This is a genomic window from Saccharopolyspora sp. 6M, assembly GCF_020176775.1.
GTDB classification, from domain to species: Bacteria; Actinomycetota; Actinomycetes; order Mycobacteriales; family Pseudonocardiaceae; genus Saccharopolyspora_C; species Saccharopolyspora_C gregorii.
This window is the reverse complement of the sequence record NZ_JAIUJZ010000205.1, coordinates 1-8,666: the sequence shown is the minus strand read 5'-3', so window position 1 is coordinate 8,666 and position 8,666 is coordinate 1. Positions and strand designations below refer to the sequence as shown.

The following is an 8,666-nucleotide window of genomic DNA, read 5'->3' as shown; positions in this document are numbered from 1 at the left end:
CCCGGCTGGGGGGGCTCGCCCCGCCTCCCGCCGCCGCCGGCCCCCGGCGCCCCCCCGTTCGGGCCGGCCGGCGGGCGGGCCCCCCCCCCACCCCCGCCCCCCCCCCCCCCCCCCCCCCCCCCCTCCGCTGCGTCCCGGGGGCCGCTCACATCGCGAACCGCTCCAGCTGCCCCGGGTTCCCGTTGAAGGTGTTCTGATCGCCCGGGAACACCCCGGCGTTGTCGAACTGCCAGATCGCCTGGTAGTCCCAGCCCGCGGGAAGCGGCCCCATCTCCGGGGCGAACCGGGCCAGCCACAGCGGGTTGTTCGCCGCGAAGTCCGGATTCGCCCCCGTGCACTGGTCCCACCAGCGGGTGGTGGTGTAGATCGTGGGGAACCGCCCGGTGCGGGCCTGGTAGGTGCCGCTGAAGTCGGCGATCCACCCCGACATCTGCTCCGGGGACAGGCCGTAGCACTCGTCGCCGTACGGGTTCGACTCGATGTCCAGCGCCCCCGGCAACGTCCGCCCGTCCGGCACCCACCCGCCGCCGTGGTCGACGAAGTAGTGCGCCTGCTCGGCGCCGGTGGAGCTGTCGGGCAACCCGAAGTGGTAGGCGCCGCGGATCATGCCCGCCGCCCGCGAACCCTCGTACTGCTGCGGATAGCTGTCGCTGGTGAACCCGATGCCCTCGGTGGCCTTGACGTAGGCGAACCGGGCGCCGTCGGCGAACGCGCGCGGCCAGTCCACCGCACCCTGGTGGCCGCTGACGTCCATGCCCGCCACTCCAGGGCCCCGCAGCTGCGGACCGGACCGGTCGGTGTCCTCGGTGGCGGAACGGCCCACGCTGTAACCGGCCCACGCCCCGTCCGGGTCGGCGCGGTCCAGGCGCGGCGCCGCGTCCGCGCCGTCGGCGCGCGCGGGCAGGGCGGGGGACACGATCGCGGCCAGCAGCGCACCGGTCAACGCGGCAGTCAGCCCGTGGCGCAGCCGGCGGCTCCGGGACGGGCGGGGATGTCGGGGAACGGGCACGGCGGTTCGCCTCCTAGGTGCGGGACGTCCGGTCGGCGCACGGCCGGCCGCCACCGTCGGTGATCGACCGGGTCGAAGATCGTGCGGGCGGAGGATAACCGCTTGATCGCGAACCCGCCCGATCTCAGTCGCCCGACCGTGACCCGAGCGCAGCGGAGTGGATATTCGCCGCCGCGTCGGGTACCTGTCGGGCCATGGCAGAACGAACCCACGGCCCCGGGGGGCCCCCCCCCCCCGGGGGGCGCCCCCCCCCCCCCCCCCCCCCCCCCCCCCCGGGGGCCCCCCCCCCCCCCCGGGCCCGCGCGGGCCCCCGGGGGGGCGCGGGGGGGGGCCCCCCCCCCCGCCCCCGCGGCCGCCCGGGCGGCCCCCGCCCCCCCCCCCCCCCCCCCCCGGGGCCCCCCCCCCGGGCGGGGCCCCCCCCCCCCCCCCCCCCCCCCCCCCGCGACCGGGGGCCGCAGCAGCACTCCGGGCCGCGCGATGCCGCCGGGCTGCGCTCGGTGCTGCGCGACCTGCACGGCGCCGGCTACGGCCGCTACAAGACGCTGACCGGGGACTGGTCGTTCGACGGGTTCGACCTGGAAGTGCAGCGCGTCCAACCCGACCCCTACGCCCCGGCCAGCCGCTGCGAGGTGCGGGTGCATCCCGGGACCGCGGGCCTGCCCGAGCAGCTGCGCTCCACCCCGGTGCGGGCGCGGGCGGTCGCGGGATTCCTGGTGCGCGCCGCCGAGCACCGGTTGCGCGACAGCGGGCTGCGCGTCGACGCCGGCCGCCAGCAGGTCCTCGACCGCAGCTCCTGCCAGCTGCTGCCCGGCGGCGGGGTGCGGCTGCGGCTGGGCATCGACCTGCCGGGGCGCGGGCGCAGCATCGACGGCCGCGCCGCCGAACGCGCCCTGTGCGACCGGGTGCCGGACGTGGTGGAGGCGGCGTTGCGCTACGCCACCGCCGAGCAGGATCGGCTGCGGGAGTTCGTGGAGTCGGTGGAGGACACCGACGCGCTGCGCGAGGAGCTCGCCGCCCGCGACCTGGTGGCGTTCGTCGCCGACGGCGCGGTGCTGCCGCGGCGCAGCGGTGTCGACGAACGCCCCCTGCCCGGCGCGGTGCCGTTCCGCTCACCGGAGTCGATGCGGGTGTCGGTGACCCTGCCCAACCGGGGTGAGGTGACCGGCATGGGCATCGGGGAGGGCATCACCCTCGTCGTCGGCGGCGGGTTCCACGGCAAGTCCACGCTGCTGCGCGCCCTGGAGAACGGCGTGTACGACCACGTGCCCGGCGACGGGCGCGAACTGGTCGTCAGCCGCGAGGACACGGTGAAGGTCCGCGCCGAGGACGGGCGCCGGGTGCACCGGGTGGACGTGAGCCCGTTCGTGAGCCACCTGCCGACCGGTGCCGACACCGCGGACTTCTCCACCGACAACGCCTCCGGTTCGACCTCGCAGGCCGCGGCGATCGTGGAGTCGGTGGAGGCCGGGGCGGGGGTGCTGCTGGTGGACGAGGACACCGCGGCCACGAACCTGATGATCCGGGACGCGCGGATGCAGGCGCTGGTGGCCAAGGAGTCCGAGCCGCTGACGCCGTTCCTGGACCTGATCCGGCCGCTGTCGCGGTCCCGCGGGGTTTCCACGGTGCTGGTGATGGGCGGGTCGGGCGACTACATGGACGTCGCCGACCGGGTGCTGATGATGGACTCCTACCAGGCGCGGGAGGTCACCGACCGGGCCAGGGCGCTGGCGGCGACCCCGACCGGGCGCAGCCGGGAGGCCGAGGAGTTCCCGCCGGTGCGCGCCCGCATCCCCGCACCGTCCTCGATCGAGGGGCAGCGGCCGAAGGTGCGGGCCCGCGGCACCGATGCGCTGACGCTGGGGGAGTCGACGGTGGAGTTGCGGGCCGTCGAGCAGCTGGTGGATCCCAGCCAGGTCACCGGCATCGGGTTGGCGCTGGTGACGTGCGTGCGGTCGGGCCTGCTGGACGGGACGCGCACGGTGGCCGAGGTCCTCGACGGGTTCGGGCAGCGGGTCGCCGAGCGCGGCGTGGCCGGGGTGGACGAGCGGTACGCAGGTGATTTCGCGGTGCCGCGCCGGTTCGAGCTGGCCGCGGCGCTCAACCGGTTGCGGACGTTGCGGGTGGCGGCGTTCCGGGACTGATCGGTGGGAACCGGGTTTCCCGCCGGGCCCGCGGCGGGCACACGGTGGTGGCAGGGTCGCCTCGGGAACGGAGGTTCGACGATGCCGGGGCTCGGTGGGGCAGGGCGCTTCCGGGACCGCGAGCACGCGGGTGAGGTGCTCGCCGAGCAGCTCGCGCAGCAGCGATGGGTGCGGCCGGTGGTGCTGGGCCTGGCCCGTGGCGGGGTGCCGGTGGCGGCGCGGGTCGCCGAGCGGTTGGGGGCGCCGCTGCGGGTGGCGGTGGCCCGCAAGATCGGTGCTCCCGGGCAGCCGGAGCTGGCGTTGGGCGCGGTGACCGCGCACGGCCCGCCGAGCTACGACGAGCGGTTGCTGCGGTCGTTCCGGGTGGCGGAGTCGGCGTTGGCCGAGGCGTGCGAGCGGGAGCGGGCCGCCGCGCGGGCCCGCGAGGAGCGTTTCGGCGGGGGCCGGGCACCGCAGGTCGGCGGGCGGGACGTGCTGCTGGTCGACGACGGGTTGGCGACGGGGGCGACGGCGCGGGCCGCGGTGCGGATGGTGCGGGAGTCCGCGCCGCGGTCGGTGGTGCTGGCGGTGCCGGTGGGTGCTCCGGACGCTGTGGAGGCGTTGCGGGCGGAGGCCGACGAGGTGGTGTGCGTGCTGCGGCCGGTGGATTTCAGCGCGGTGGGGCAGTGGTACGGGAGCTTCGCGGCGACCACCGACGAGCAGGTGGCGCGGCTGCTGGGGTCGTCTTCCTGACCGGTCACCTGTGGTGACGGCGCCGCGGTGGCCGGTGGTCCGCGTCCGTCCCACATCCCAAGAGCATGCGTTGCGGAATGCGCAACCCAGGCGTGGGGTTGTGCGGGAAACGGGTTGTTTCCGAGAACTTTCGCCCCGAAGGTGTGGTCTCCACCGGTTCCGTGGGGTTGGCTGAGCTGTTATGACCCTTCCCGCGCACTCCGATCACCCAGCGGCGCCGACGCAGCGGCGCGCCGCCGGCAGGCGGCCCGGGGTCGACGACGGCGGCTACACCGCGGAGGTCGCCCTCCAGGTCGGCGAAGCCGCCCGGGTCCTCGGGGAACGGCTCGGCGACCCGGCCATGCCGCACTCGGTCGCCGACCTCGAACTCGCCACCCGCGGTTTCGCCGCCACCGCCGAAGGCATGGCCGCCGGCGTCGCGGGCGTCACCGAATGGCTGCGCGCCACCGGGCACGCCGGGGCCCTGTCCGGGCACGCCAGCGTCGTGGCCGAACGCCTCGTGCACGTCAGCCGCGAACTGACCCGGCTCGCGGACGCGGTGGACGCCGCCGAACGTTCCGCCTGACCGCGCGGCGCCGGTCAGCCCTCGGGTTCGTCGCCCGGTGCCGGGGGCTCGGGCCGCAGCGCGGCCGGGTCGTCGTCGGCGGGCGGTTCGGCGTCGAGCTCCTCCTGGGCGCGGGTGGGGTGGTTGCCCTGCAGGAGTCCGCGCACGTCCTGCTCCAGCGCGTCGTCCTGCGCGGGTCCGTGCTTGTCGCTGCCGCGTTGCATCGGCGCTCACCTTCCTTCATCGGGGGTCCCTCGCCTACCCGTCGTCCGGGTGGTCGAATCCCGCCGCCCGGGAGGCGTATCCCACGATCACCGAAGTTAGGCACGCTAACGAACTAGTGTGGGGTGACGTGACCGCACACGACGTCCAGGAGACCGGCACCGACCGAGCACTGCCGCGCAGCTTCGTGCTGACCATCGCCGCAGGCACCGTGCTGCAAGCGCTCAACGCCTCCACCATGGCCGTCGCCCTCGTCGACATCCGGCAGCAGTTCCACGCCGGCGCGGCCGCGTCCTGGCTGATCTCCGGGCTGTACCTGGCCACCGCCATCGGCTCGCCCACCGCGGGGCGCCTGGCCGACCGCATCGGCGCCCGCCGGGTGTTCACCACCTCCCTCGTGCTCACCGTGCTCAGCTCCCTGCTCGCCCCGCTCGCACCCGACCTCGGCTGGCTGATCGCGCTGCGCATCCTGCTGGGCCTGGGCACCTGTGCGGCGTTCCCCGCTGGAGTCGCGATGCTGCGCGCCGAAGCCGACCGCCGCGGCACCGCCCTGCCCGCGGGGGCGCTGAGCGCCCTGGCCATCGGCGGACAGGTCATGATCGCCTTCGGCCCCGTCGTCGGCGGACTGCTGGTGTCCTGGCAGGGCTGGCAATCGATCTTCCTGATCAACGTGCCCCTCGGCCTCGCCGTCGGCCTCGCAGCCTGGCGCCACCTGCCCGCCGACCCGCCCCGGCCACCCACCAGCACCACCGCCGTGCTGAGCGGCCTCGACCTGCCCGGCGCCGCCCTGTTCACCGGCTGCATCGCCGTGCTCATGCTGTTCCTGCTGTCGCTGGCCGAACAACCCCGCTGGTGGCTGCTCGGACTGCTGGCCGTGCTCGTCGCCGCGTTCACCACCTGGGAACTGCGGGTGCCCGACCCGTTCGCCGACGTGCGGATGCTCGCCCGCAACCGGCCGCTGACCGGCACCTACCTGCGCACCGCGCTGACCTACGTCGCCTTCTACACCGTCTTCTACGGCTACCCGATGTGGCTGCAGAACGCCCGCGGCCTCAGCCCCGACCAGGCAGGGCTGGTCGTGCTGCCCATCGCGCTGCTGGCGATGGCCTCGGTGGCCGTGGCCGGGCGCGTCATCCGCCGCCGCGGGCACCGGCCCGTGCTGCTGGTCGGGTCGGTGGCGCTGCTGGCCGGCGGGTTCGGGCTGACCTTCCTGCACTCCGCCAGCGACCTGGTGCCGCTGCTCGGCGTCGCCGCCCTGCTCGGCCTGCCCAACGGGTTCAACAACATCGGCAACCAAGCCGCCCTCTACCAACAGGCCGACGCCGCCGACGCCGGCATGGCCTCCGGGCTCTACCGCACCTCCCAGTACGTCGGCGCCAACATCGCCGCCGCCGTCATCGAACTCGGCTTCGCCGGACCGGCCGCTGACGCCGGACTGCACCGGCTCGGTACCGTCGTAGCCGTGATCAGCGCCGTGCTGCTGGCAGGAGCGCTGCGGGAACGGCTCGCCACCGGGCGCCGCGCGGGCGGTGCGTTCCCGACCCAGAAGAGTTGATCACTATGGTGGCGTGGTGCGGGCACGACCGGTGCCCGCCGCGGCAGGAGGTGCACCAGTGGATCGGGGCAGTGCAGGCGATGCGTCGGCCGCATTCGATTCGCTGCTCAACAGCCTCGTCGAAGGCGGCGGCGAGCAGCGCCGCACCGAACACGGCCCCGGCGGCCTCGGCCTGGCCAACCTCCTCGACCCCGAAGCCCACGACGTGGTCTCCAAAGCCATCCACGCCACCGTCGACTGGGGCAGCCGCGAACTCGACAGCACCCACCTGCTGTGGGCGGTCACCCAGGTCGACTCCACCGCCCGCATGCTCGCCGACTCCGGTGTCCGCGTCACCGACCTCGCCACCGGCGTGCGCACCGTCGCTGGCACCGTCGACGCCGTCGCCGGCGGACCGCGCCGCGCCCCCGTGCTGTCGTCCTCCGCGCGCCGCGCCCTGCTCGGCGCCCACCAGCAGGCCCTCGGCGAAGGAGCCGAAGTCGTCGGCGCCCGCCACGTGCTGCTGGGCCTGGCCCACGACCCCGAATCCGTCGCGGGGCGCGCCCTGGCCCGCGCCATGGAAGGCGGCGAACGACCCCGCGGCACCCGCAGCGGCCCCGGCTCGCTGAGCGCCACCCCGCGCCTGGACGAGTTCGGCCTCGACATGACCGAACTCGCCCGCAACGGCGCCTTCGACCCCGTCATCGGCCGCGACGAGGAGATCGACCAGGCCATCGAAGTCCTCGGCCGCCGCGCCAAGAACAACCCGGTGTTCATCGGCGACCCCGGCGTCGGCAAGACCGCCCTGGTCGAAGGCCTCGCCCAGCGCATCGTCGACCACGACGTGCCCTGGCCCCTGGCCGGCAAGCGCCTCGTGTCCCTGGACCTGGCGGGCATGGTCGCCGGCGCGAAGTTCCGCGGCGAATTCGAACAGCGCTTCCGCGACGTGCTCACCGAACTGCGCACCCACCGCGACGACGTCGTCGTGTTCATCGACGAGATGCACAGCATCGTCGGCGCGGGCGCGGGGGAGGGCTCCATGGACGCGGGCACCATGCTCAAACCCGCCCTCGCCCGCGGCGAACTGCACCTGATCGGCGCCACCACCGTCGAGGAGTACCGCAAGCACGTCGAGAAGGACCCGGCGCTGGAACGCCGCTTCCAACCCGTCCTGGTACCCGAACCGTCCGTCGAGGACACCATCCGCGTCCTCCACGGCGTCGCCGAGAAGTACCGCCGCCACCACCACGTCCGCATCGCCCCCGACGCCCTCGACGCCGCCGCCCGCCTCGCCGACCGCTACCTCACCGACCGGTTCCTGCCGGACAAGGCCTTCGACCTGCTCGACCAAGCCTGCTCCCGGGTGCGGATGCGCCGCGGCGGCACCTCCTGGGCCGCCGAACCGCTGGTCGAAGCCACCGACGTCGCCGACGTCGTCGCCCGCCGCACCGGCATCCCCGTCGCCGAAGTCTCCGACCAGGACCGGCGCCGCCTGCTCGACCTCGAACAGCGCCTCACCGAACGCGTCGTCGGCCAGCCCGTCGCGGTGCGCTCCGTGGCCGAAGCCGTTCGCCGCGCCCACGCCGGGCTCGCCGACCCCGACCGGCCCATCGGCAGCTTCCTGTTCCTCGGCCCCACCGGTGTCGGCAAGACCGAACTCGCCCGCGCCCTCTCCCGCGCCCTGTTCGGCGACGCCGACCGCATGGCCCGCTTCGACATGGGCGAGTTCCAGGACAAGCACACCGTCTCCCGCCTCATCGGCGCCCCACCCGGCTACGTCGGCTACGAGGAAGCCGGGCAGCTCACCGAACGCATCCGCCGCCAGCCCTACTCGGTCGTGCTGCTCGACGAAGTCGAAAAAGCCCACCCCGACGTGTTCAACACGCTGCTGCAGGTCCTCGACGCCGGACGCCTCACCGACTCCCAAGGCCGCGCCGTCGACTTCCGCAACACCGTGATCATCATGACCTCCAACATCGGCGCCGACCGCATCCTCGACTCCACCGCACCCGCCGACGAACTCGCCGACGCGCTCCTCGACGACCTGCGCGGGTTCTTCCGCCCCGAATTCCTCAACCGCATCGACGAGGTCACCGTCTTCCAAGCCCTCGGCGACCGCGAACTCGCCGAGATCACCTCGCTGCTGCTGGAACGCACCGCCGCGCAGCTGCGCGAACAAGGCATCCGCATGGAGGTCTCCGCCGCCGCCATGGCCTGGCTGGCCGAACGCGGCGCAGGCGGCGAATTCGGCGCCCGCCCGCTGCGGCGCACCATCCAGCGCCACCTCGACACCCGGCTCGCGTCCCTGCTGCTGGAAGGGTCCCTCACCGTCGGGGGAGACGTGCTCGTCGACGTCCTCGGCGGCGAACTGTCCCTGCACGTCTCCGCCGCCCGTCCCGGACCCGCAGGCGGCCGCCACGCCGCACCCGCCCACCGCCGCACCAGCGCCCCCGCCTGACCCGGCGGGCAGCGCGCCGAGCCGGA

General features: G+C 74.8%; 7 protein-coding genes. 5 read left to right on the top strand and 2 right to left on the bottom strand.

What is annotated here, in order from left to right; translation table 11 throughout:
• Positions 1-145: 145 nt before the first annotated feature.
• Entirely contained in the window at positions 146-943 is a 798-nt protein-coding gene (locus LCD31_RS23865; RefSeq protein WP_224961477.1) for a lysozyme, read from the bottom strand.
• Between the two features lie 563 nt (positions 944-1,506).
• Here LCD31_RS23865 and LCD31_RS23860 point away from each other — a divergent pair.
• The 3 genes from LCD31_RS23860 to LCD31_RS23850 all read left to right on the top strand — a co-directional run bounded on the left by LCD31_RS23860 (position 1,507) and on the right by LCD31_RS23850 (position 4,447).
• Entirely contained in the window at positions 1,507-3,150 is a 1,644-nt protein-coding gene (locus LCD31_RS23860; RefSeq protein WP_224961476.1) for an ABC-ATPase domain-containing protein, read from the top strand.
• Positions 3,151-3,231: 81 nt separating this feature from the next.
• A complete protein-coding gene (locus LCD31_RS23855; protein ID WP_224961474.1) occupies positions 3,232-3,882 on the top strand; it encodes a phosphoribosyltransferase in 651 nt (216 codons plus the stop codon).
• Positions 3,883-4,063: 181 nt separating this feature from the next.
• On the top strand, positions 4,064-4,447 hold the full coding sequence (locus tag LCD31_RS23850) for a hypothetical protein (RefSeq protein ID WP_224961472.1): 384 nt from the start codon (positions 4,064-4,066) through the stop codon (positions 4,445-4,447).
• 14 nt (positions 4,448-4,461) lie between these two features.
• On the opposite strand, the gene LCD31_RS23845 is transcribed toward LCD31_RS23850, so the two are convergent.
• Positions 4,462-4,650 (bottom strand): hypothetical protein, encoded by a 189-nt coding sequence (locus tag LCD31_RS23845; protein WP_224961470.1) that lies wholly within the window; start codon positions 4,648-4,650, stop codon positions 4,462-4,464.
• A gap of 128 nt (positions 4,651-4,778) precedes the next feature.
• Between LCD31_RS23845 and LCD31_RS23840 the strand changes: the two genes are divergently transcribed.
• Together LCD31_RS23840 and LCD31_RS23835 are read left to right on the top strand one after the other, a co-directional pair.
• Positions 4,779-6,203 (top strand): MFS transporter, encoded by a 1,425-nt coding sequence (locus LCD31_RS23840; protein ID WP_224961468.1) that lies wholly within the window; start codon positions 4,779-4,781, stop codon positions 6,201-6,203.
• Positions 6,204-6,261: 58 nt separating this feature from the next.
• Positions 6,262-8,640, top strand: coding sequence for an ATP-dependent Clp protease ATP-binding subunit (locus LCD31_RS23835; protein WP_224961466.1), 2,379 nt, complete (start codon positions 6,262-6,264; stop codon positions 8,638-8,640).
• Positions 8,641-8,666 lie beyond the last annotated feature (26 nt).

Coding starts and splice junctions, on each gene's coding strand:
- LCD31_RS23855 (WP_224961474.1), top strand. CDS start 3,232: ATGCCGGGGCTCGGTGGGGCAGGGCGCTTCCGGGACCGCGAGCACGCG.
- LCD31_RS23850 (WP_224961472.1), top strand. CDS start 4,064: ATGACCCTTCCCGCGCACTCCGATCACCCAGCGGCGCCGACGCAGCGG.
- LCD31_RS23845 (WP_224961470.1), bottom strand. CDS start 4,650: ATGCAACGCGGCAGCGACAAGCACGGACCCGCGCAGGACGACGCGCTG.